This is a genomic window from [Zimmermannella] faecalis ATCC 13722, assembly GCF_000381765.1.
GTDB lineage: Bacteria > Actinomycetota > Actinomycetes > Actinomycetales > Microbacteriaceae > Gulosibacter > Gulosibacter faecalis.
Genome location: NZ_KB907084.1, coordinates 40,353 through 64,149, shown reverse-complemented (window position 1 = coordinate 64,149; position 23,797 = coordinate 40,353). Strand labels below are relative to the sequence as shown.

The window sequence follows — 23,797 nt, the reverse complement described above, 5'->3', positions numbered from 1 at the left end:
GCCTATGTCTTCTGGCGAATCGTTCTACGTCACCACGCCCATCTTCTACGTGAATGACGTGCCGCACATCGGGCACGCGTACGCCGAGGTCGCGGCCGACGTACTGGCCCGCTGGCACCGTCAGCGCGGCGACGACACCTGGTTCCTCACCGGCACCGACGAGCACGGGCAAAAGATCATGCGCTCCGCCGTCGCGAACGACATGACGCCGCGCGAGTGGGCCGACAAGCTCGTCGACGGCGCGTGGAAGCCCATGCTCGAGACGCTCAACCTCTCGAACGACGACTTCATTCGCACCACCGAGGAGCGTCACGAGACGCGCGTGCAGAAGTTTCTCACGCACCTCAACGAGTCGGGCTACATCTACGAAGACGAGTTCGAGGCGCTCTACTGCGTTGGGTGCGAGGAGTTCAAGCCCGAGAACGAGATCGTCGACGGCGAGGGGCAGTACGAGGGCGAGAAGGTCTGCATGATCCACTCGAAGCCCCTCGAACTGCTCAGCGAGCGCAACTACTTCTTCAAGCTCAGCGATTTCCAGCAGCGCCTGCTCGACTATTACGAGGCGAACCCCGACTTCGTGCAGCCGCAGTCGGCCCGCAACGAGGTCATGAGCTTCGTGCGAAGCGGCCTTCACGACCTCTCGATCTCGCGCACGAGCTTCGACTGGGGCGTGCGGGTGCCGTGGGACGACGCGCACATCGTCTACGTGTGGGTGGATGCGCTGCTCAACTACATCACGGCGATCGGCTATGGCGACGACGACGGCACCTTCGAGCGCCGCTGGCCCGCGAACCACATCGTCGGCAAGGACATCATTCGCTTCCACGCCGTGATCTGGCCGGCCATGCTCATGGCGGCCGGCATCGAGCCGCCCCAGCGCGTGTTCGCGACCGGCTGGCTGCTCGTCGGCGGCGAGAAGATGTCGAAGTCGAAGCTCACGGGCATCGAGCCGCGTGAGATCACCGACACCTTCGGCGCCGATGCGTTCCGCTACTACTTCATGCGCGCGATCCACCTCGGCCAAGACGGCTCGTTCTCGTGGGAAGACCTCCACGCGCGCTACAACTCGGAGCTCGCGAACGGCCTCGGCAACCTCGCGTCGCGCGTCGTCGCGATGGTGAAGAAGTACTTCGACGGCGAGATCCCCACCGAGCTCGTCGACCACACCGACGACCGGGCGCTCCTCGCGATCGCCGAGGGCGTCATCGCGGGCGCCGAGGCGGCGGTCGACCGCTTCGCGATCGACCAGTCGATCGCCGAGATCTGGAAGCTCGTCGACGCCCTCAACCAGTACATCACCGACCAGGCGCCCTGGCAGCTCGCGAAGGACGAGTCGCTGCGCGGCCGCCTTGGCAGCGTGCTCGCGACCGCGATTCGGGGCCTTGGCGCCCTCGCGGTGCTGCTCAACCCGATCATCCCCGTCGCGGCCGAGAAGCTCTGGGCGGCGATCGGCGGCACCGGCGCGCTCGCCGACGTGCGGCCCGCCGACGCGCTCGCGTGGCAGTCCTCGGGGCGTGTGGGCGAGCTCGCGGCGCTGTTCCCGCGCATCGACCAGGCCGACTAGCCCGCATGGCAGCCTCGACCTCGACCCCCTCGCAGCACCCGCGCAAGCGCGACGCGACGGCCGAGCACGGCCAGCGCCGCGACCTGCGGTACCCCGAGGTGCCCGAGCCACTCGGCGTCGCCTGCTATGACAACCACACGCACCTCGAGATCGAAGACGGCGAGGTCGGGCTCGAGCTCGACGAGCACCTCGAGCTCGCGGCGCGGGCCGGGGTCGCGGGGGCGATTACGGTCGGCGGCGACGTGCCCTCGAGCCGGTGGCAGGTCGCCGCGGCGAACGCGCACGAGCGGCTGCTCGCGGCGGTCGCGATTCACCCGAACGAGGCGCCGAACTACGCGGCGGCCGGTGAGCTGGATGCGGGGCTCAACGAGATCGCGCGGCTCGCGGCCGACCCCCGGGTCGCCGCAGTCGGTGAGACGGGGCTCGACTACTTCCGCACCGAGGGCGAGACCGCGCTGCGGGCGCAGCTCGAGTCGTTCGAGGCGCACATCGAGATCGCGAAGCGCTTCCGACTTCCGATGCAGATTCACGACCGCGACGCGCACGACGATGTCGTCGCGACGCTGCGTCGAGTCGGCGCGCCCGAGGGCACGGTGTTCCACTGCTTCTCGGGCGACACGGAGCTCGCACGCATCGCGGCCGACGAGGGCTGGTTCTGCTCGTTCGCCGGAAACGTGACCTTCAAGAACGCGCAGCAGCTGCGCGACGCGCTCGCGGTCCTCCCACGCGAGCTCGTGCTTGTCGAGACCGACGCGCCGTTCCTCACGCCCGTGCCGCTGCGCGGGCGCCCGAACGCGCCCTACCTGATTCCCGTCACGCTGCGGTTCATGGCCGACGAACTCGGCGTCGACGCCGACGAGTTCGCGGCGCAGGTGAGCGAGAACACGCTCGGCCTCTACGGGCCGTTCGGCACGGACGAGCGCGAGGCCTGGCTCGAGGCTCGTCGTGGTTGACGTGAGGCTCCTCGGCCCCGCCCAGATTCGGGAGCTCGCCGAGCGACTCGACCTGCAGCCGACCAAGAAACTCGGCCAGAACTTCGTGCATGACCACGGCACCGTGCGCCGCATTGTCGCGACCGCGGGCGTGGAGGCGGGGGAGCACGTCGTCGAAGTCGGGCCTGGCCTCGGCTCGCTCACCCTCGCGCTCCTCGAGGCCGGTGCGCGCGTGACCGCGATCGAGATCGACCCGCGGCTCGCCGAGCAGCTGCCACGCACGGTCGCCGAGCTCGCCCCGGGGGCCGAGCTCGAGGTGGTCGAATCGGATGCGCTGCGCGTCGAGTCGGTCGCGGGCGAACCGATCGCGCTCGTCGCGAATCTTCCCTACAACGTCTCGGTGCCCGTGCTGCTGCACCTGCTCGAGCGCGTGCCGTCGCTGCGCCGCGGGGTGCTCATGGTGCAGCGCGAGGTGGGGGAGCGCATCGCCGCTGGCCCCGGCTCGAAGGTCTACGGGGCCCCGAGCGTCAAGGCCGCCTGGTACGGCGAGTGGCGCACGGCGGGCCTCGTCGGCCGCAAGGTGTTCTGGCCCGTGCCGAACGTCGACTCGATCCTCATCGAGTACCGCGCGCACCCCGAGCCCCTCGGCGACGAATCGCTGCGGCGACGCCTGTTCGAGCTCGTCGACGCCGCGTTCGGGCAGCGCCGCAAGATGCTCCGCCAGGCGCTCGCGCCCGCGTTCGGCGGATCATCGCAGGACGCCTCGGCCGCACTCGAGCGCGCGGGGCTCGCGCCGACGGCGCGCGGCGAGGAGCTCTCGGCCGCCGACTACCTTCGCCTCGCGAGCGTCTAGGCTCGCCCTCTCGTAGGCTGTCGCCATGACCGATCCCCGCCGAGTGATCGCGACCGCCCCCGGGAAGGTCAATCTCACGCTCGGGGTCGGGGAGGCCGCGAACGACGGCAGTCACGCGCTCGCAACCCTGTGCATGGCGCTCGACCTGCTTGACGAGGTCGAGGTGCGCGCGGCCGACACCCTGCATATCCGGGTGGGGCGGATCCGGGTTGGCGCGTCGTCGGTCGCGACCGACACCGTCGCGACCGATGACCGCAACTCGGCGGCGCGGGCGGCGAAGCTCCTCGCCGAGTTCGCGGGTCTCGAACCCAGGGCTGCGATCACGATCCGCAAGCGCGTTCCGGTCGGCGGTGGGATGGGCGGAGCCTCGGCCGACGCCGCGGCCACACTGCTCGCGCTCGACGCGCTCTGGCAGACGAACCTCACCCGCGAAGATCTCGCCGACCTCGGCGCACGGCTCGGCGCCGACGTGCCGTTTGCGCTGCTCGGTGGCGTCGCCGTCGGCACGGGCCGGGGCACGGAACTCACGCCCGCGCTCGCCGGCGGCTCGTTCGAGTGGGTGCTCCGTATCAGCGACGAGGGGATGCCGACGCCGGCCGTGTATCGCGCGCTCGACGCGCATCGCGAGCGCCACGCGCCGCACCTCACGACCAGCGCAATCCCCGTCGTGCCGCAGGCGGCGCTCCTCGCGCTGCGCGCCGGCGACCCCGCCGCGCTCGCCGACGCGATGACGAACGACCTGCAGGCCCCGGCGCTGCGGTCGCGGGGCGACCTCGCCGCGGCGCTCGAATTTGGGGAGGCCAAGGGCGCGCTCGTCGGCATCGTCGCGGGATCGGGGCCGACCCTCGCGTTCCTTACCGCGGATGCGGCGTCGGCGGATGCGCTCGCGGCCGCGTTCACGGCGCGCGGCGACACGGCGGTGCGGGCGTCGGGCCCGGCCCCGGGCGCGCGGCTCGGGCAGCGCATCCGTTGAGATACGGCACGTAGGCTGCCTACATGGCCGACGAGTACTCGACAAAGGGCGCGTACACCCACCTCGGTGAGGAGTACCAGCGCGACACGAACTACATTGGGGATCGCATCACGCGCGACGCGCGCCCCGTCGGCGCCGACGTGCCGACCTGGCCCGTCGAGGCGGGCCGCTACCGGCTCGTTGTCTCGCGGGCGTGCCCGTGGGCAAACCGGGCAACCATCGTGCGCCGACTCCTCGGGCTCGAAGACGCGATCTCGATGGCCGTCTGCGGCCCGACCCACGACGTGCGCTCGTGGACCTTCGACAAGGACCCGGGCGGGCGCGACCCGGTGCTCGGCTACGAGCGCCTGCAGGAGGCCTACTTCGCGCGCTTCCCGGGCTACGAGAAGGGCATCACCGTGCCCGCAATCGTCGAGGAGGCGACCGGGCAGGTCGTGACGAACGACTTCCCCTGGATCACCCTCGACTTCTCGACCGAGTGGGGCGAGTTCCACCGCGACGGTGCGCCCGACCTCTACCCCGAGCCGCTGCGCGACGAGATGGACGCCGTCATGCGGCACATCTACACCGAGATCAACAACGGCGTGTACCGGTGCGGGTTCGCGGGCAGCCAGGACGCGTACGACTCGGCCTACGACCGCCTGTTCGCCGCGCTCGACATCGTGAGCGAGCGGCTCGAGACCCGGCGCTACCTCATGGGCGACCACGTCACCGAGGCCGACGTGCGCCTCTTCACGACGCTCGCCCGCTTCGACGCCGTCTATCACGGCCACTTCAAGTGCAATCGGTCGAAGCTCAGCGAGCTGCCCACCCTGTGGGCGTACGCGCGCGACCTGTTCCAGACCCCCGGATTCGGCGACACGATCGACTTCGTCGACATCAAGCGCCACTACTACGAGGTGCATGAGGACATCAATCCGACGCAGATCGTGCCGAAGGGGCCGGGGCTCGCCAACTGGCTCACGCCGCACCACCGCGAGGAACTCGGCGGTTCGCCCTTCGGCGACGGCACCCCTCCCGGCGAGGTGCGCGAGCCCCTCGAGCCCGGCCACACGATCGACGAACTCATCGCGGCCGAGACGGCGTGAGCGATCGCGCGGCGGCGCGCGTAGCCGCAAGTAGTACGTCCGGTGCATCGGGTGGTGGTGGCCTGGCCGGGGCCCAGACGCTAGCGTGGAGCGCATGACGACGACTGCATCGCCGCAACGGCCCGCGAAACCCGCGAACCCGGCGACGGTCGCGTTCCGCGGGATCGGGCAGGCGGCAAAGGCGCACGGGCTCGGCGAGCAGTTCGCGACGATCGCCCGGATGGTGAAGAACGCCCAGGGCGTACGGCCGTCGGTCGTCGTCGTGGGCGAGATGAATCGCGGCAAATCGACCCTCATCAACGCGCTCCTCGCGGCCCCAGGCCTCGCGCCCACCGCGCCGATCGAGACGACGGCGCTAGCCGTGAGCTATATGCCCGCGACGAAGGACTTCCCACAGGGCACCGCCGAGCTCGAGTTCGCGTCGGAGCCCCAGCGTCGGCGCATTCCCGCCCAGCAGCTGCCGGGCTGGGTGCAGGTCGACTCGCCGATCTTCATCAACGCCGACGAGCAGCCTCTGCAGGCGACGCTCTCGGTGCGCCCCGGCTACGTGCCGAACGCAACCCTCGTCGACACACCTGGCTCGGGCGGGCTCAGCGAGGCGTACGCGATGCGGGCGATTCAGCGGTCGCAGAACGCGAGCGTCCTCCTCCTCGTCACCGACGCCTCGGGCCGCATCACGGCCCCCGCCCTCGAGTTCCTCGTGCGCTGCAGCGCAACGGTTGACCAGATCGTGCTCGCCGTGACGAAGATCGACCTCTACCGCGGCAACTGGCAGGCGGTGCTTGAAGAGAATCGTGCGATCCTCGCGCAGCGCGAACCCCGCCTTGGGAATATCCCGATCGTCGGCGTCTCGGGTGCGTGGGGCGAGCGTGCCGCGGCCGAGCCCGATGACGCGAAGCGCGCGCGGCTGCTCGACATGAGCGGCATCCCGAACCTCGCGGCGACGCTCCGCGACCCGCTGAAGTTTGCTGGCCAGCTCCCGACGCTCAACGCGCTCCGCCGCGGCGCCGACCTGCTGCGGCAGCCCCTCATCGCGCTCGAGACCGAGCGCGAGGCCCTCGGCGGTGTCGTCGAAGACGAGACCTCGCTCACGGCGGTCAAGGAACACCGCGACCAGCTGCTGCGCAAGTTCGAGGATGCGAAGTACGACTGGGGCGCGAACGTCGACCGCGTGCGCGTCGACCTCACTTCGGCAAACTCCCGGCTCGGGCGCGACTTCGCGGCGCACTGGAAGGAGCTCGCGCAGAGCAAGGGCGCCGGGATGAGCGGCCGCCAGTCGGCCGCGATGATGAACGAGATGGCGGCCGACGTCGAGGTGCAGATCGGTCGCGCGATGAACGGCATCATTCACCGCTCAGCCCAGCTGCTCACCGAGCTGTACGCTGCCGCGGGCATGGATCCCCAGCGCGGCCTGCTCGTCGAGGTGCAGCGTCGTGCCGGGCAGGCGGCGCAGACGAAGCGCGACGTGAACGACCGCAAGGCGGCGGGGTCCGACCCCCGCATGCTCATGTCGGGGTTCCTCATGGGTGGCGGTATCGGCTCGATGATCTTCCCCGGCATCGGCACCGCGATCGGCGCCGGCGTCATGGGCAGCCTGTCGTTCGTGCTCGCGCGGCGGCAGGCGAAGCGGCAGTCGGTCATTCAGGTCGTCGCCGACGCCGCGACTGAGATGCGCGAGACGCTCGACCGCACGGTGCGCGCCGTGCTCGGCGTCATCACGACCGACGCGAAGAAGGTCTTCGACCGCGACCTGCGCGAGTCGGCGAACGCCGCGAAGTCCGAGCTGCAGCGCCTCGAGTCGGCGCGCCGCGCCTCCGAGGCCGAGCGCAAGCAGCGCATCGCGAATCTCGACCCGCAGATCCGTCAGCTGCGCGAGGCGATCGCCTCGGCGGAGCGCGAAGCGGAGCGAATTGAAGAGAAACGTCGCGCCCCGAACCCCGACCGGCGACCCTAACCTCGTATCCTCATTGCAGACCCGTTGTCGAAGTACGGCAGAATTGCCCTCGGCAACACCGACCACGTAAAGGAAACCCGCAGATGGCTTGGCGACTCGCGATCGACTTCGGTACGTCGAATACGGCCGCCGCTATTCACGCGAACGGCAACGTGCGACCGGTTGCGCTCTCCGACTCGAGCATCTCGATGCCGTCAGCGATCGTGCTTACCCCGAGCGGCTATCGCGTCGGTGACGAGGCGATCAACGCGCAGCTGCGCCACCCCGACGGGTTCGAGCGCACGCCGAAGACCCTCATCGGCCGCAACGAGGTCGTACTTGCCGGCAAGATCGTCGACCCCGAAGAGATCGCGCGCGAGGTGTACAACTATGTGCGCGCCGCGGGCCTGCGCCGGCAGAACAACGAGCCGCCGGCCGAGGTGTGGCTGACGCACCCCGTCGCCTGGGCGCCCTCGCAGATTGAGACGCTGCGCACCGCCGCCGTCGCGGCCGGGTTCGCGCCCGAGGCCATCCGCACCGTGAACGAGCCGATCGCGGCCGCCGCACACTACGCGCGCAATCACCAGGCTGCGCCCGGCTCCCGCGTCGCCGTGTTTGACTTCGGCGGCGGCACGCTCGACATCGCCGTGCTCGAGCGTGCGCCGCACGAACCGCAGGGCTATCGCGTGCTTGCGTATGGCGGCGACCCCGTGCTCGGCGGCCGTACGTTTGACGCGCGTCTGCTCGACTGGACCCTCGACACGCTCTCGCAGCGCGGCAACAAGGCGCTCGCCGAGCGCCTGCACCAGCCGAAGACCATGGCCGAGCTGCGCGGGCAGACCTCGCTGAGCCGCGCGGTGACCGCCGGCAAGACGGAGCTCTCGACGCGCCCCGACGCAGACATCGCCGTGAGCCTCGGCGAAGACGACGCCGTCGTCACGATCACTCGCGCCGAGTACGAGTCGCTCATCGCCGACGATCTCGACCGCGCGGGCAAGCTGCTGCAGGAGGTCTTCGACACGGTGTCGGGCCCCGCACCCGAGGTCATGTACCTGACGGGCGGTTCCTCGCGCACGCCAGCGATCAGCGAGATGATCCGTGAGCGCACCGGCATTCGCATCGCGACGCTCGACGACCCGAAGCTCGTCGTCGCCGAGGGCGCGCTCTACGTTGCGCCGCTCGGGTCGACCCGGCCCGCGCAGGCGCCGAGCGCGGCCCCCGAAACGGGCCACTTCCCGCCCGCCGCGTCGCAGCCCTCCGGTCCGACCGGCCCGCAGGGCCAGCGCCCGATTCCGGCGCCCGGCGCGCAGCCGCCGCAGCCGATGCCGCAGAGGCAGCAGAGCCAGCCACCGACGCAGCAGCAGGCAACCGCGCCGCAGCCGTTCCTCGGCGCGCAGCCCGGCCAGCAGCCCGGCCACCAGCAGCAGGGGCAGCGGCCCGGTCAGGGGCAGCAGCCCGGGCAGGGCCAACAGAACCAACAGCCGCAGTCCGGTCAGCCCGCCGCCGGTCGTCCCTCGGGCGACACGTCGGCCAGTGGATCGGGCACCGGCACGTCGCAGTACTCGCCGTTCGCACCGGGCGCCGGCAATGCGGGTTCGAACAACGCGGGGGCGGGCAACCCAGGGTCGGGCAACGCAGCTTCGGGCTATTCGGCACCGCCGAGCCCGTCGACGTCGCAGGACTCGCGTCCGCAGGGTGGCGGCTACCAGGGGTCCGGCTATCAGAGTTCCGGGTACCAGGGCGCTGGCGGCTCGGGCGGCTATGGCTCGGGTGGCAACGCCGGCTACGGCGCATATTCGAGCGGCGCTGGCGGGTCGAACAGTTCCGGCGGCTCGAATGGCTCGGGCAGCTCCGGATACGCGGCCTACTCCGCAGCGGGCGGCTCCGGGAGCGGGGATGGCCCGGGAACGTCTGGCTACTCGTCGTCGCAGTCGACGAGCGAGTCGAAGCCGAAGAACAAGCGCGGCTTGCTGTTCGCGATCATCGCGGTCGTCGCCGTGCTCGTGATCGGCGGTGGCATCTGGGGCGGCATCGCGCTGTTCTCGCCAGGCGACACCGAGCCCGAGCCCGAGGTGCTCTCGCCCGAGGTGCCCGCCGGTGACATCGAATGCTGGGACGGCACCGGTGCCTCGGGCACCGAAGACTGCACTGAGCTCACCGGTGAGTCGGCGCTCGAGTGGATCGTCAAGGTCGACGGCGCGACCTGCCAGGAGGCCGAGCTCGGCGTCAAGCTCGCGATCGGCTGCACCTGGTACGACCGCAGCAACACGACGCTCTACCTGATCGAGTTCGACTCGTACGACGAGGCGCTCGAGTACGGCGAGAAGGCGTACGACACCGAGTCCGACTGGAAGGTCGGCGACGAGGTCTCTGGCACGCAGTTCGAGGGGGAGTACACCGAGGGAGCCGGCGGCTACTCGCACTACTTCGTCTATGAAGACCAGCCGTACGGCATCTACGTGACGCTCGGCAACGACGACAACGGCAACCACGATCAGCTCAGCGACATCAGCGGCCGGTTCACGCCGAAGCCGCTCTCTGACGTCGCCTACGCGGTCGCGACCACCGACCGGAAGTCCTCCGGCGAGTAATGAGCACCTGGGCGACCGTTACGGAGCTGATGCGTCGAGCCGTGCTCGACGTGTGCGACGCGTTTGACCGCGTCGACCGTCGCGGCACGGGTCGGGTGACCGACAATGTGCGGCGTCAGCTCAACGAGACGATTCGCCTCGCGGTTGTCGGCCGGGTCAAGGCCGGTAAGTCGACGCTCGTGAATGCACTTGTCGGTCGCGTCGTTGCCCCGACCGGCGCGACCGAGTGCACCCGCATCTCGACGCACTACACGTTCGGCGGCCCCGAGCGGGGCATCGTGATCACGCGCGACGGGCAGCAGGTGCCGTTCAACCTCGAGCGCGGCTGCCTGCCGGAGCGGCTGCCGGTGCCGACCGAGCACATCGCGCACGCCGTCGTGTTCCTCCAGTCCGACGTACTGCGCGACCTGACCCTCATCGACACACCCGGCCTCGCGACGACGACCACCGAGCTCGAAGACGCGACCCGCCGCACCGTGCTCGGCCACGAGAGTGTGCAGCAGGCCGACGCCCTCATCTACGTGTTCCACGACATGATGCTGCGCGACGACACCGACTTTCTGCACGAGTGGGGCTCGATCACCGACACCCCCGCCGAGACGGCGGCACGCGCGATCGGCGTGCTCAGCCACGCGGATACGTTCGGCGGCACGCCCTGGGGCAACCAAGACCCGATCGAACTCGCGCGCACGGGCGCCGAGAAGTTTTCGCGCCAGCACGGCGCGCACCTCGGCACGGTCGTCGCGGTCGCGGGCAACATGGCCCAGGCCGCGCGGGCGGGGCTCATCCGTGAGCACGACGCCGGCACACTCTCGCAGCTCGCGAGCGTCGACGACCTCGACCTCGAGCTGCGCGACCCGAGCGGGGGCGGCGAGGTCGCCCCGGGCATCCCGAACGCCGAGGTGTCGCGGCTCGCGCAGCTCATCGGCGAATACGGCATTCGCCACGGGCGCGCGGAGGCGCGCCGCGGCGCGCGAGCGATGAGCGACTGGCTCGTGCAGGCCTCCGGCATCGACGACCTGCGCCGCGCCCTCGCGAACCGTTACGTCGGCCGCTACGCCCACGTGAAGGCGCGCCGCGCGCTCGACGCGCTCGACCGCCTGGCGTGGTCGAACGGGGCGCCGCCACCGCTGCGCGCGATCGTGGCCGAGGCGCGCCTGCGCCCCGAACTGCATCCGCTCTCTGAGCTCGACGCGCTCGAGCGCCTCGCCGCGATCGAGCCGAACCACCCGCTCGTTGGGATGCTCGACCGCCAGCTCTCGGCGCGCAACGATGCTGAGCGGCTCGCGATGCCGGCGCAGAGCACGCCGCAGCAGCTGCGTGAGCAGGCGATGAGCTGGAGCGTTGAGGCGCGCCGCGCCGCCGTCGTCGAGCCGTACCCCGAGCGCCAGAACGCGTACCAGGTGCTCGACCGGTCGTTCACCCTCATGGCGGTTCGCCAGGGCTAACGCTCCTCCCAACTGGGAAACGACGAATCCCCGGCTCAGGCAGTGCCCGGGCCGGGGATTCGTTCGTGGCCGCTAGAGGACCGTGTCGATCGAGCCGTCCATGTCGGTGTCGAAGCTCTCGATGACGCCGTCGCCGTCGGCGTCCTCACCGTAGAGGTCGGTCTGGCCGTCGCCGTCGGTGTCCGAGTAGATCTGGTCGACGATGCCGTCGCCGTTCGTGTCGGTACCGTAGGTCTCCTCGTAGCCGTCGCCGTCGAGGTCGAAGTAGCCGTCGCTGCTCGTCGCCGACTGCGTGTCGGTCGAGCCGCCGGTCTCGGTGGTGTCGGTCGTGTTCGAGACCTCGTCGGTGTCGGTCGTCGTGCCGCCGGTCTGCTCACCCGTGTTCAGGTCGGTGGTCGTGTCGAGGTAGCCGTCGCCGTCGGTGTCGGTCGCGCCGGTGTCGAACTCGCCGTCGCCATCGGTGTCGATGATCGCGGTGTCGATGTAGCCGTCGCCGTTCGTGTCGCTGCCGAACGTCTCCTCGTAGCCGTCGCCGTCGAGGTCGAAGTAGGCCGAGTCGGCAACGCCGTCGCCGTCGGTGTCGTACTCGAGCTCTTCGTAGCCCGAGCCGCTCACGCCCGAGGTGCCGTCGGTCTCGGTGGTCTCGGTGTCGGTCACGGGCGCCGTGTCGGTTTCGGTCTCGGGCGAGGTGGTCGAGCCGCTGTCGTCGAGCGCGGTGATCTCGTCGTCGTAGCCGTCGCCGTCGGTGTCGACGAGCTGCGTGTCGACGTAGCCGTCGCCGTCGCTGTCGAGGTACGTGGTCTCGGCGTAGCCATCACCGTCGGTGTCGCTGAACGCGGCGTCCGCGTCGCCGTCCTGGTCGCTGTCGACGACGACCGTCTCGGCGATGCCGTCGCCGTCGAGGTCGGCAGCAACTGCGTCGGTGATGCCGTCCTGGTTGAGGTCAATGCTCTCGTTGGGCTGGTAGTTGCTCATGTCTGCTTCCCCTTGTTCGGTGGTGGTTGCTTGGAACGTAGATTGGATGCGGCTGAGGGCGAGAAAGTTCCCGTTGCGCGAATTTACGCGGTGCGGATGGGGGAGCGCCTAGAAGCCGAGGTCACCGACGTCGATGTCGTCGGTACCGTCGTCACCGGCGTCGAAGTCGCTCTCGCCGTAGCCGTCGTCATCGAGTGCGGAGTAGTCGTCGCTCGACTCGCCGGCGCCCGTGAGGGCATCGACGGGGTCGGGCTCGGTGTAGGTCTGTTCGTTGGCGGAGGGCTCGTCGGCGGCGGAGTCGTCGCTGTCGCTCTCGTCGGCACCGTCCACGGGGTCTTCGCCCGTGCCGGGGTCGAGGTCGTCATCGTCGATCGCGTCGGGGTCGATCGCGCCGTCGTCACCGTCGTCGACCCCGTCGGGGGTCGTCTCGGAGACCTCGCCGTCGTCGCCGACCGAATCGAACATGTCGACCAAGAAGTCGGCGAATCCCGGGGGAGCGCTGAACGTCGATGAGAGCAGCGAGTCCCAGCCGGCATCGCTCACTGCGGGGGCGTCGCCGAGGAGCTGCTCTTCCTGTGGTTCGTTCACCATGATCGGAATCCTTTGGTCACAAATATCGCGTTACGTATGAGATGCGCGGGGCGGGTGAAAAGTTCCCGCCCCGCGCAGATTCTTTTTGCGAATCTCGTTGCCCCGAAGTTAGAGCGAAACCTCGGTGTCGGCGTAGCCGTCGCCGTCGGCGTCGGTGGTGGCCGTGTCGAGGTAGCCGTCGCCGTCGGTGTCTTCGACCACGGTGTCGACGTAGCCGTCGCCGTCGGTGTCGACGTAGACGACCTCGGCGATGCCGTCGCCGTCAAAGTCGCTGCCGATGCCGTCGACAATGCCGTCGCCGTCGACGTCGACGTAGGTCGATTCGTTGACGCCGTCGCCGTCGAGGTCGAACTGCGCGCCGGTCGAGGGCGCCGCGATGTTCGACGCGTTGGTCGAGCCGTCCTGGTTGACGGTCTCGTCGGCAAAGCCGTCGCCGTCGGTGTCGTAGTCGACCGTGTCGATCACGCCGTCGCCGTCGGTGTCGTACGCGTAGGTGTCGGAGTAGCCGTCACCGTCGGTGTCGATCTCGGCGTAGTCGTAGCTGCCGTCGCGGTTGGTGTCGGTCACGATGGTCTCGGCGTAGCCGTCGCCGTCGGTGTCGACAACGAGCTGGTCGGCCACGCCGTCGCCGTTGTGGTCGTACGAGGTGGCGTCGACGTAGCCGTCGCCATCAACGTCGTACTCGGTCGCGTCGATCACGCCGTCGCCGTCGACGTCGTAGTGCGTCGCCGAGGCGTAGCCGGTGGTCTCGGGGTTGATCGAATCGACGGGGTTGCTCGAGTACGACTCTTCCGGCGCCTCCTCGGTCGTGTCCGAGGGGATCGTCTCGGTCTCGGGCTCCGTCGAGCTGTCGGCGTCGACGCCCGAGCTGTCGGTTTCGTCGTTGCCCGACCAGTTGTCGTCGGGGATGCCGTCGCCGTCGTTGTCGGTGATGATCGAGTCGGGCGTGCCGTCGCCGTCGGTGTCGATGAAGGTCGATTCGGCGTAGCCGTCACCGTCGGAGTCGACGTTGTAGACGTTGCCCAGGCCGTCGCCGTCGGTGTCGATGTACTGCGCGTCGTCGGTGTAGTTGCTGTAGTCGGCGGCGTTGCCGGTCGTCGTGTTCTCGTCGGTCGAGTTGCCTGCGCCGTCGGTGTGCTGGATGCCGTTCGTGTTGCTCATGGTCCTGGTCCTTTACTGAAGGTGTGGGCTGCGAATCGGTAATTGGATGCGACGGGCCGCAAGAAAGTTCCCGTGGCGGCGGAGTTCTCGACAACGTAGGCGAGGATTCCGGGAAAGCGGCCAATGCCCGGTCGCGAACGACCGGGCATTGGGTGGTGCATTACATGTCGACCGGGGTGTCACCGACGCCGTCGCCGTCGGTGTCGATCGTGTATTCGTCGGCGATGCCGTCGCCGTCGGTGTCAGTGCCGAAGGTGTCGTAGATGCCGTCACCGTCGCTGTCGTAGGCGATCTCCTCGGCGAGGCCGTCGCCGTCGAAGTCGCTGAGGGTGCCGTCGAGCACACCGTCGCCGTCGATGTCGACCTCGGCGGTGTCGGCGACGCCGTCGCCGTCGGCGTCGATCGTGGCCTCGCCCTCAACGTACGAGCCGGAGTCGTCGTAGTCGACGCCGTCGGTGTCGATCGTGTCGTCGCCCGATCCGCCCTCGTCGGTCGGGGCATCCTCGGTCGGCGTCTCTTCGACCGGAGCCTCCGGGTCGGCTGGCTGCTCGCCCTCGGGAGCGGCGTTGCTCTCGTCGACGTCGGCATTCGGCGTCACGTTCGGGGCCGGCGCCTCACCCTCGCCGAGCGAGTAGTAGGTGTCGGCGTAGCTGTCGCCGTCGGTGTCGGCGTGGGCCTCGTCGAGCACCCCGTCGCCGTCGGTGTCGTACATCGTCGTGTCGATGATGCCGTCGCCGTCGGTGTCGACATCGGCGTAGTCGATCACGCCGTCGCCGTTCGTGTCGATGAAGCGGGTGTCGATGAAGCCGTCGCCGTCGGTGTCCGAGTAAATGTCGTCGACCGCGCCGTCACCGTTCGTGTCGTAGTGGGTCTCGTCGACCTCGCCATTGCCGTACACGTCGTACTCGACGGTCTCGACGTTGCCGTCGCCGTCGGTGTCGTAGCCGGTCTGGCTGGCGTAGCCGTTGGTGGCTTCAGGTCCGTTGGTAGTCATTGGGTTCTCCCTGTATCCGGCGTGCAGAACGAAGGTTGGATGCACACTAAGCGCGGAAAGTTCCCGCGCCCTGAAGAACATCTTGAAGAATCGTTGCTGGCGATCCCCTCCGACGTCGCGCAACGCCGCGTCCGCACGCGCTGTGTGGCGGGGGATGCGCGGATGCGGCGGCGGCTGAGGGCGCCGTTTGGCCATGGACGCTACGATCAGACGACTGTGCTCCCACCCGCGGCCACGCGAGCGGGGCGCATCCGGGGGAAATCAACGCGAAGGAAGACGCGACGTGGCAGCATCCGAGAACGAAGCCGCGCTGCTCGCGAAAGCGAAGCAGGGCGACCGACAGGCGTTCGGTCAGCTGTTGTACCCGTACCGCGATCGGTTGTTCGCGGTGTGCGTGCGCACGATCGGCAACCGCGCCGACGCGGAAGATGCGCTGCAGGATGCGATGATCGCGATTTGGCAGAACCTGCCGAAGTTCCGCGGCGAGGCGTCGATCAGTACCTGGGCGTTCCGGATCGCGACGAACGCGGCGCTCGCCCTGCTGCGCAAGCGCCGCGAGCTGACGGTCGACGACGACTCGGAGTTCGTGTTCGAGGGCGACGGCGGCCCCGACTTCGCCGAAGACCATGCCGTACGCGACCGCGTTCAACAGGCGCTGAAGACGCTCACGGAAGACTTTCGGGTCGCGCTCGTGCTGCGCGAGTTCGGTGACTACACGTACGAGCAGATCGCCGAGTACCAGCAGGTGCCCGTGCAGACGGTTCGCTCACGGCTCAACCGCGCGCGGAAGCAACTCAAAGAAGCCCTCCTCGCGCAGAACGCCTAGCCGCACCGCGCATCCGCCCGCCCCGTTCGCCCCGTTGCACACCGTGTGACGGGGCGATTTGCGTGTTGCACTAGTGCAAATCGTGCAGGAGTGCATAGAATGCACTAGTGCAAAATTTACGAGAACCCGAAGCTGAGGCCGAGGAGGTCGACGTTGCGCTCGACGGCGCGCCCGCCTGCGGGCTGCGCGAGCGCCAGCGGCAGGAGTCACTGCAGCAGATCCACACGGCGGCGAGCGAGCTCGTCGCCGAACGCGGCCTCGCCGACACGACGATCGCCGCGATCGCCGAGCGCGCCGGCGTCTCGCGCCGCACGCTCTTCAACTACTACCCATCGAAAGAGGATGCGGTGCTCGGCCTCACGCACGTCGTGATGCCTGACGACGCGCTGAACGAGTTCCTCGAGCATCCGGGGGAGGGCGACCGGCTCGGACGCATGGTCGTGCTGCTCGCCCGGTCTGTGGCGAACATTCGGCAAACCGGGACGAGCCGCGAAGAGCTGCATCGGCTCGCGAACCTGCACCCCGAGCTGAAATCGCGGATGCACCAGCGGTTCCAAGAGATGCAGGAGCAGGTTCGCGAGCTCGCGCTGCACAAGATCGACGAGCGCGACGACGTCGGTCACGAGGAACGGGCCGTCGCGGAGGCAACCATCACGCTCGCCGGCGCGATTCTCAAGTACACGTTCCGCATGAGCCCCGAAATTCTCCACAATCCAACCCGTGAGGCGTTCACGCCCGCGATCGCGGCGTTTCAGGCCGCACTGAAAGAAGTGAAATGACGAAGACGCTTGAATCTGCGGGCACGAGCCCGCTCGCACAACCCAAGGAGCACCAGCAGAGCGTGGTGCTCCTCTTCATCGGCCTCATTGTGACGATGCTCATGTCGGCGCTCGGGCAGACCGTGCTCTCGACCGCGCTGCCGACCATCGTCGGGGAGCTCAACGGCGCCGACCACATGGCCTGGGTCATCACTGCGTTCATTCTCGCGAGCACCGTGGTCATGCCCATCTACGGCCGCATCAGCGACATCTTCGGCCGAAAGATCGTGCTCGTCGCCGCGATTCTCCTCTTCGCTGTCGGCTCGGTCATTGGTGGCCTCGCGCAAGACATGGAGTGGCTCATCATCGCCCGCGTCGTGCAGGGTCTCGGTGGCGGTGGCCTCATGATCCTCTCGCAGGCCGCAATGGCCGACGCCGTGCCCGCGCGTGAGCGCGGTAAGTACATGGGCGTGTTCGGCGCCGTGTTCGCGGTGTGCTCGGTCGCGGGCCCGCTCGTCGGCGGCTGGTTCACCGACGGCCCGGGCTGGCGCTGGTCGTTCTGGATGAACGTGCCGCTGGCCGTGCTCGCGATCATCGCGGTGCTGCTGTTTCTCAAGCCGCACAACCGGTCGAAGGAGTACCCGCGCCTCGACTACCTCGGCATGGCGCTCATCGCCGCCGCGACGACCGCGCTCGTGCTCGTGTGCACCTGGGGCGGCAGCACCTACGAGTGGAACTCGCCCGTCATCATCGGCCTCATCGCCGCCGCCGTCGTCTGCGCCATCGCGTTCGCGGTCGCGGAGCGGTACGCCGAGAGCCCGATCATGCCCGGCTACCTCTTCAAGAACCGCAACTTCCTGCTCACGACCGGCGCGAGCCTCGTCGTCGGCGTCGCGATGTTCGGCACGCTCGGCTACATGCCGACGTACATCCAGATGGTCACCGGCGTGAACGCGACCGAGGCCGGCCTGCTCATGACCCCCATGATGGGCGCCGTGCTCGTCGCCTCGATCTCGTCGGGCCAGATCGTCTCGCGCACTGGCCGCTACAAGCTGTTCCCGCTCGTCGGCCTCGTGATCCTCTCGGTCGGCCTCGTGCTGCTCTCGGGGCTCGCGGTCGACACCCCCATGTGGGTCATGTGCTGCTACCTCGCCGTGATCGGTATCGGCATTGGGTTCAGCATGCAGATCCTCACGCTCGTCGTGCAGAACGAGTTCCCGGGCCGAGTCGTCGGCACGGCGACCGCCGCGAACAACTACTTCCGGCAGGTCGGCGCGACGGTCGGTTCGGCCGTCGTCGGCTCGCTGTTCTCGACGCGACTCGTCGACTTCCTCACGGAGCGCATGGCCGGTATGCCGTCGACCGGTGGATCGTCGGACATCGGGGCGACCTCGCTCACGCCGGCGGTCGTGAACTCGCTGCCCGGCCCCGTGCGCGACGTCATCGTGTCGTCGTACAACGAGGCGCTCCTGCCGATCCTGCTCTACATCGTCCCGCTCGTGCTCGTCGGGCTCGTGCTCGTGGCGTTCGTGCGCGAGAAGCAGCTCTCGACCACGATCGAGAACGAGGATGCGGAGACCGAGGCTGCGACGCACGGCGAGGTCATCGCCTAACGTGAGGCAGCATGCTGGAGATTGAACTGTTCGCCGTCGTCGGCGTCATCGTGATCGTGCTCGGTTCGGTGTTTGCCTCGCGACTCGGCGTCGCCGTGCCGATCATCATGGTGTTGCTCGGCACGGCGGGCAGTTTTCTCCCCGGCATGGAGTCGTTCGTCGTCGAACCCGAGATCATTCTCGCGGTCGTGCTGCCGCCGATTCTCTACGGCGCCGCGGTGAACATGCCGACGACCGACTTCCGCCGCAACTTCGGTTCGATCTCGGCCCTGTCGGTCGTGCTCGTGCTCGTGTCGGCGTTCGGTGCGGGCGCGCTCATCTACCTCGCGTTCCCCAACCTCTCGTTCGCGTCGGCGGTCGCCGTCGGCGCCGTCATCAGCCCGCCCGACGCCGTCGCCGCGACGTCGATCGGGAAGCGCCTCGGCCTGCCGCCCCGCCTCGTCACGATTCTCGAGGGGGAGGGGCTCGTGAACGACGCGACGGCGCTCGTGCTGCTCCGCTCCGCGATCGCCGCGATCGGCGCATCCTTCTCGCTCTGGGATGCGGTCGTCGACTTCGGCTACGCGGTGATCGTCGCGATCATCATCGGCATCGTGGTCGGCGCGGTGACAACCTGGATCCGCTCGAAGATCGGGCAGGTGCAGCTCACGACGGCCGTGTCGTTCGTCGTACCGTTTCTCGCGTACCTGCCCGCCGAGGAGTTCGGCGCCTCGGGCGTCCTCGCCGTTGTCGCGGCGGGGCTCGTGACGGGGGCGTTGGCCCCGCGTCGGCTCACCGCCGAAGACCGCATCGCCGAGCGCACGAACTGGCGCACGATTCAGATGCTGCTCGAGAACGGCGTGTTCCTGCTCATGGGACTCCAGCTCATGAGCGTCATCGAGGGCGTCGAAGAGGCGGGCCTCGGCGTCTGGGGTGCGGTCGCCATCGGCGCCGGCGCGACCATCGCGCTCATCCTGCTCCGCGTCGCGTTCATGGTGCCGCTCGTGTACTGGCTGCGCCGCAGCCAGGCGAAACACGAGGGCCGCATCGACCAGTACAACCGCGTGCTCACGAAGCTCGACGAGCTCGACCGCCCCGAGCATCCGCGGCCGAAGCGCGTGCAGCGGGCGCTGCGCCAGCGCGTCGCCGACGCGAACTTCTACGTCAACGAGGGGCTCGACTGGCGCGGCGGCGCCGTGCTCGCCTGGTCGGGCATGCGCGGCGTCGTCACCCTTGCGGCGGCACAGTCGCTGCCCGTCGACCTGCCGTACCGGCCGCAGCTCATTCTCATCGCCTTCACGGTCGCGATCATCACCCTCATCGCGCAGGGCGGCACGCTGCCGCTGCTCATTCAGCTGCTCGGCATTCGCGGAACCCCCGCCGAGGAGCTCGAGCGCGAGCGCGGGCGCCTCATGCGCGAGCTCGCCGCCGCGACCGACGACATGCTCGCGAGCAGCGAGCTGCGGCGGCCCGACGGCGGCGAGTTCGACGCCGAGCTCGTGCGACGGCTGCGGGAACGCAACGAGCGGATGCTCGCGGTCGCCGACGACGCGGCGGTACCACCGCAGGAGAGCGAGGCACGGCAGCAGGTCGTCGAACTGCAGCGGCTCATCTTCACGACCGAGCACGCTGCGCTGCAGGAGGCCCGGTCGTCGGGCACCTACCGGTCGTCGACGATCGAGTACGCGCAGACGCGCATCGACAACGGCGCGATGCGCCTCGACGGCGAGTAGCGGGGCGCCGCGCGTTCGCGGCGAACGAACTCGGCGGTTTCGGCGGCGCCGCGATTTTTCGACGTCGACGCGTGCGCGTACGCTAGTGCTCCGGCGCAACGAGGCACCGATTCCAGTTCAGCCGAGGAAGAAGGTGTCCCATGTCGCAAATGAGTCGTGCCCGCACGGTGCTCGCCCTGTTCGCAATCGCACTCGGTGGCTTTGCCATTGGGTGCACCGAATTCAGCACGATGGGGATTTTGCCGCAGATCGCGGCCGACCTCGTGCCGTCGTTTGACGCCCAGCGAGAGCAGGCGATCGCCGACGCCGGCTGGCTCGTCACCGGCTACGCCCTCGGCGTGGTCGTCGGTGCACCGACCATCGCGGTGTTCGGGTCACGAATGTCGCAGAGCCGCCTCGCACTCATCCTGCTCGCCGCGCTCGCGCTCACGAACGCGCTCTCGGCCGTGGCTCCCGAGTTCGCGACGACGATGATCGCGCGGTTCCTCGCGGGGCTGCCGCACGGCGCCTACTTCGGCGTCGCGTCGCTGCTCGCGGGCCGCATCATGGGGCCGGGGAAGCAGGGCATTGGCATCTCGATCGCCCTGTCGGGGCTCACGATCGCGAACATCTTCGGCGTGCCGCTCGGTACGTGGCTCGGGCAGGCCGCGGGGTGGCGCTGGGCCTACCTCGCCGTTGCGGTCATCTTCCTCGTCGCGATGGCCCTCGCGTGGATCAGCCTGCCGCGCCTCGAGGGCAACCCGCACCGCAACCCCGTCGACGAACTCCAGGCCTACCGCCGCTGGCCGTTCCTGCTCATGGTGCTCGTCGGGGCGATCGGCTTCGCCGGATTCTTCGCCGTGTACTCGTACATCGCCGACATCGCGACGCTCGGGGTCGGGCTCGAGGCGTCGACCGTGCCGTGGCTGCTCGCCTGCGTCGGCGTCGGCATGACGATCGGCAACTTCGTCGGCGGCTGGCTCAGCGACCGGTTCCCGCGCGGCAGCATCGTCGTCGGGTTCATCGCGCTGCTCATCATGTTCGTCGTGTTCGCCCTGTTCGCGAATACGCCCGTCACGCTGTTCGTGCTCACGCCGCTCGTTGCGGCGACCTCGTCGACGCTCACGCCCGCCGTGCAGACCCGGCTCATCAACCTCGCCGGCGACGCACCGCTCATCGGGGCGGCGACGAACCACGCGGCGTTCAACATCGGCAACAGCATCGGCGCGTGGTCGGGCGGGCTCGTCATCGCGTCGGGCTTCGGCTACTTCGCGCCGGGCTGGGTCGGGTTCGCGCTCGCGGCGGTCGGCTTCGCGCTCGTGCTGCTGAGCCTCGGGGGAGACCGCGGCGAGACGTCGACGGCCGAGCTCGTGAAGACCGGGCCGATTGTGCTCCCGGTCGAGGCTGACGAACGCGCGTTGTAGGAAGCGCGGTTTAGGTCGGCGCAGTGTAGGTCGCGCGACCTTACTGCGGCGTGTGGGTGTGCATCCGTTCTCCCGAGGCGTTGAAGATGCTGAGCACGGTCGCGGGCCGGTTTCCGGCCGCGGCCATTGAATGGGGTGTGCGTGTGTCGAACTCGGCCGCCTCGCCGCGGGCGAGCTCGTGCGTGTGGTCGTCGAGGGTGAGCGCGAGCCGGCCCGTGAGCACGTAGAGCCACTCGTAGCCGTCGTGCGTCTTCGGTACGGGCTTCTCGGCGCTCGGCGGATACACGATGCGGTACGCCTGGAGCGCCGAGCCCTCGGGCGCGAGCGGCGTCATGACGAGCTCGCCGAGGCGGCGCGACGGTCTCCGAACGCGCGGGTCGGCGGGCTCGGGCTGCACGAGGTCGTCGATACGCACGCCAAGTCGGCGGGTGAGCGGCACGAGCAACTCGAGGCTCGCCTGGCGCTTGCCCGACTCGAGCCGCGAGAGCGTGCTCGGCGACATGTCGGCGGCCTCGGCGAGTTCGGCGAGGGTGAGCCCGCGCGACTGCCGGGCCGCGCGCAGCCGTGCGCCGACGCGGGAGATCTCTTCGTGCATCCGTCTTTGCCCTTCTTGGAGTCGAGGCGCGGAGCGGCGAGGGTACTGCTTGCCAATTCCGCAAGAACGTTTGCCAGAGTATCAAGGCGTGCGGCAGGCTCGAGGCATGCAGCACGACACCTGGGACACCATCATCATCGGCGCGGGGCCGGCGGGCCTCGCGGCCGCACTCATGCTCGGGCGGGCACGGCGACGCACGCTCGTGGTCGACGCCGGGGCGCCACGCAACCGCTTCGCCGAGCACATGCACGGCGTCGTCGGGTTCGAGGGGGCGACGCCCGAGCAACTGCGTGCCCGTGGGCGCGCCGAGGCTGAGGAGTACGGTGTCGAGTTTCTCGAGGCGCGCGTCGAGCGCGTGCGTGACGAAGTGCATCGCCTCGCCGTTGTAGTCGACGACGGGCGCGAGCTCGTGGGCCGCACCCTCGTGCTCGCGAGCGGCGTGACCGATGAGCTGCCGCCGGTGCCGGGGCTCGCGGAGCGCTGGGGCGCGCGCGTGCTCCACTGCCCGTACTGCCACGGCTGGGAGGTGCGCGACGGTCGGCTCGGCGTGTTCGTGACGGGCCCGCAGTCGCTCCACCAGGCGCAGCTCGTGCGGCAGTGGAGCGAGCGGGTGACCGTGTTTGCGGGCGGCGCGATCGACGCCGAGGGGCGCGAGCTCGTGCCGCCAACGCCGCTGCCCGATGACGTCGCCGAGCGGCTTCGGGTGCGGGGCGTCTCGGTTGAGACCGAGGCCGTGCGCGAGCTGGCCGAGGCAGGTGGCACGGGCGAGCTTGAGCCGCCGGGGGAGTTGGGCGTGGCAGTTCGGCTGCGCGACGGGCGGGAGATCGCGGTCGACGCGATCTTCACGGGCGGCACGCTGCGGCCGCACGACGGGATGCTCGCCGACCTGCGGCTCGAGCGCGAAACGACGCCCGCGGGGTCGGTCATCAAGACGGGGATGGGCGGCGTCACGAGCCACCCCCGCGTGTTTGCCGCGGGCAACGTCGTCGCGCCGCACGGCAACGTACCGCTCTCGCTCGGCGCCGGTTCGATGGCTGGCGCGATCGCGAACTGGCAACTCGTCGAGGATGACACTGCGGCCGCGCTGCGAGGCGAGGAGTGGCCCGAGGTGGCGCCGGCCGATTACTGGGAGCACCGGTACGCGACGAGCGGTCGCATGTGGTCGGGGCGCGTCAACGCCGTGCTCGCCGACGTCGCGGCTGGCCTGGCGCCCGGCACCGCCCTCGACCTGGGCTGCGGTGAGGGCGGCGACGTGCTCTGGCTCGCAGAGCGGGGCTGGCGGGCCGTCGGTGTCGACATTTCGGCCACCGCGGTCGAGCGGGCGCGGGCGGAAGCCAAGGCGCGCGAACTCGACGGGGCGACGTTTGTATCGGGCGATCTCGGCGAGGTGCTGCGTGGGGAGGTGCTGCCTGACGAGGCGCTACCGGACGAGGCCTACTCGCTCGTCACGGCGAGCTTCCTGCACTCGCCGGTCGCGCTCGCGCGGGGTGACATTCTGCGCCTCGCGGCCGAGCGGGTGGCGCGCGGTGGACACCTGCTCGTGACGACCCACGCGGCCCCGCCGCCGTGGTCGGGGCACGCGCAGCACGCGGGCGACGGCGCCGAGGCCGCCGGACCAACGGCGCACCGCTTCCTCACGCCCGAGGAGGAACTCGCCGAGCTCGGGCTCGACGAGGCGGAGTGGGAGCCGATCATCGTCGAGTCGCGATCGCGCGAGTCGGTGGGCCCGACGGGGGAGCCCGCGACCCTCGACGACGGGATCGTGCTCGTGCGCCGCCGCTAAGCCA

General features: G+C 69.5%; 19 protein-coding genes. 14 read left to right on the top strand and 5 right to left on the bottom strand.

Features of this window, described 5'->3' with window-relative positions; all coding sequences use genetic code 11:
* Nucleotides 1–4 precede the first annotated feature (4 nt).
* The 8 genes from metG to G328_RS15360 all read left to right on the top strand — a co-directional run bounded on the left by metG (nucleotide 5) and on the right by G328_RS15360 (nucleotide 11,382).
* On the top strand, nucleotides 5–1,564 hold the full coding sequence (metG, locus tag G328_RS0112355; protein WP_019619667.1) for a methionine--tRNA ligase: 1,560 nt from the start codon (nucleotides 5–7) through the stop codon (nucleotides 1,562–1,564).
* 5 nt (nucleotides 1,565–1,569) lie between these two features.
* Nucleotides 1,570–2,517 (top strand): TatD family hydrolase, encoded by a 948-nt coding sequence (locus tag G328_RS0112350; protein WP_019619666.1) that lies wholly within the window; start codon nucleotides 1,570–1,572, stop codon nucleotides 2,515–2,517.
* A complete protein-coding gene (gene rsmA / locus G328_RS0112345) occupies nucleotides 2,510–3,349 on the top strand; it encodes a 16S rRNA (adenine(1518)-N(6)/adenine(1519)-N(6))-dimethyltransferase RsmA (protein ID WP_019619665.1) in 840 nt (279 codons plus the stop codon). The genes G328_RS0112350 and rsmA overlap by 8 nt, the downstream gene beginning before the upstream one ends.
* A 25-nt stretch (nucleotides 3,350–3,374) precedes the next feature.
* Nucleotides 3,375–4,322 carry a 4-(cytidine 5'-diphospho)-2-C-methyl-D-erythritol kinase gene (locus G328_RS0112340; protein WP_019619664.1) on the top strand — a complete coding sequence of 316 codons (948 nt, stop codon included), beginning with the start codon at nucleotides 3,375–3,377 and terminating at the stop codon, nucleotides 4,320–4,322.
* Nucleotides 4,323–4,345: 23 nt separating this feature from the next.
* Complete coding sequence (locus G328_RS0112335) at nucleotides 4,346–5,410, top strand: glutathione S-transferase family protein (protein ID WP_019619663.1); 1,065 nt, start codon at nucleotides 4,346–4,348, stop codon at nucleotides 5,408–5,410.
* Between the two features lie 94 nt (nucleotides 5,411–5,504).
* Nucleotides 5,505–7,364 (top strand): dynamin family protein, encoded by a 1,860-nt coding sequence (locus G328_RS0112330; protein ID WP_019619662.1) that lies wholly within the window; start codon nucleotides 5,505–5,507, stop codon nucleotides 7,362–7,364.
* 83 nt (nucleotides 7,365–7,447) lie between these two features.
* Nucleotides 7,448–9,934, top strand: a complete 2,487-nt coding sequence (locus G328_RS16025) for an Hsp70 family protein (RefSeq protein WP_019619661.1) — start codon at nucleotides 7,448–7,450, stop codon at nucleotides 9,932–9,934.
* Nucleotides 9,934–11,382: a dynamin family protein gene (locus tag G328_RS15360; RefSeq protein WP_019619660.1), complete on the top strand. Its 1,449-nt coding sequence runs from the start codon at nucleotides 9,934–9,936 to the stop codon at nucleotides 11,380–11,382. The genes G328_RS16025 and G328_RS15360 overlap by 1 nt, the downstream gene beginning before the upstream one ends.
* Before the next feature lie 72 nt (nucleotides 11,383–11,454).
* Here the strand turns inward: G328_RS15360 and G328_RS16530 are convergent, their stop codons facing one another.
* The 4 genes from G328_RS16530 to G328_RS16020 all read right to left on the bottom strand — a co-directional run bounded on the left by G328_RS16530 (nucleotide 11,455) and on the right by G328_RS16020 (nucleotide 15,103).
* Nucleotides 11,455–12,357 carry a hypothetical protein gene (locus G328_RS16530; RefSeq protein ID WP_026339876.1) on the bottom strand — a complete coding sequence of 301 codons (903 nt, stop codon included), beginning with the start codon at nucleotides 12,355–12,357 and terminating at the stop codon, nucleotides 11,455–11,457.
* 108 nt (nucleotides 12,358–12,465) lie between these two features.
* Nucleotides 12,466–12,948: a hypothetical protein gene (locus G328_RS0112310; protein ID WP_019619659.1), complete on the bottom strand. Its 483-nt coding sequence runs from the start codon at nucleotides 12,946–12,948 to the stop codon at nucleotides 12,466–12,468.
* A 108-nt stretch (nucleotides 12,949–13,056) separates the two neighbouring features.
* A complete protein-coding gene (locus G328_RS16525; RefSeq protein WP_026339875.1) occupies nucleotides 13,057–14,109 on the bottom strand; it encodes a hypothetical protein in 1,053 nt (350 codons plus the stop codon).
* 160 nt (nucleotides 14,110–14,269) lie between these two features.
* Complete coding sequence (locus G328_RS16020; protein WP_051082914.1) at nucleotides 14,270–15,103, bottom strand: hypothetical protein; 834 nt, start codon at nucleotides 15,101–15,103, stop codon at nucleotides 14,270–14,272.
* 283 nt (nucleotides 15,104–15,386) lie between these two features.
* On the opposite strand from G328_RS16020, the gene G328_RS0112295 reads away from it, so the two are divergent.
* The 5 genes from G328_RS0112295 (at nucleotide 15,387) to G328_RS0112275 (ending at nucleotide 21,415) form a co-directional block, all read left to right on the top strand.
* Nucleotides 15,387–15,929, top strand: a complete 543-nt coding sequence (locus G328_RS0112295) for an RNA polymerase sigma factor (RefSeq protein ID WP_019619658.1) — start codon at nucleotides 15,387–15,389, stop codon at nucleotides 15,927–15,929.
* A 107-nt stretch (nucleotides 15,930–16,036) separates the two neighbouring features.
* Nucleotides 16,037–16,708: a TetR/AcrR family transcriptional regulator gene (locus tag G328_RS0112290; RefSeq protein ID WP_019619657.1), complete on the top strand. Its 672-nt coding sequence runs from the start codon at nucleotides 16,037–16,039 to the stop codon at nucleotides 16,706–16,708.
* On the top strand, nucleotides 16,705–18,300 hold the full coding sequence (locus G328_RS0112285) for an MDR family MFS transporter (protein WP_019619656.1): 1,596 nt from the start codon (nucleotides 16,705–16,707) through the stop codon (nucleotides 18,298–18,300). Before G328_RS0112290 ends, G328_RS0112285 begins: the two co-directional genes overlap by 4 nt.
* Nucleotides 18,301–18,311: 11 nt before the next feature.
* Nucleotides 18,312–20,012: a cation:proton antiporter gene (locus tag G328_RS0112280; protein ID WP_019619655.1), complete on the top strand. Its 1,701-nt coding sequence runs from the start codon at nucleotides 18,312–18,314 to the stop codon at nucleotides 20,010–20,012.
* A gap of 140 nt (nucleotides 20,013–20,152) precedes the next feature.
* Complete coding sequence (locus G328_RS0112275) at nucleotides 20,153–21,415, top strand: MFS transporter (protein WP_019619654.1); 1,263 nt, start codon at nucleotides 20,153–20,155, stop codon at nucleotides 21,413–21,415.
* A 40-nt stretch (nucleotides 21,416–21,455) separates the two neighbouring features.
* Here the strand turns inward: G328_RS0112275 and G328_RS0112270 are convergent, their stop codons facing one another.
* Complete coding sequence (locus G328_RS0112270; protein WP_019619653.1) at nucleotides 21,456–22,010, bottom strand: helix-turn-helix domain-containing protein; 555 nt, start codon at nucleotides 22,008–22,010, stop codon at nucleotides 21,456–21,458.
* 106 nt (nucleotides 22,011–22,116) lie between these two features.
* On the opposite strand from G328_RS0112270, the gene G328_RS0112265 reads away from it, so the two are divergent.
* Nucleotides 22,117–23,793 carry an FAD-dependent oxidoreductase gene (locus G328_RS0112265; protein WP_019619652.1) on the top strand — a complete coding sequence of 559 codons (1,677 nt, stop codon included), beginning with the start codon at nucleotides 22,117–22,119 and terminating at the stop codon, nucleotides 23,791–23,793.
* The last annotated feature ends 4 nt before the right edge of the window (nucleotides 23,794–23,797 follow it).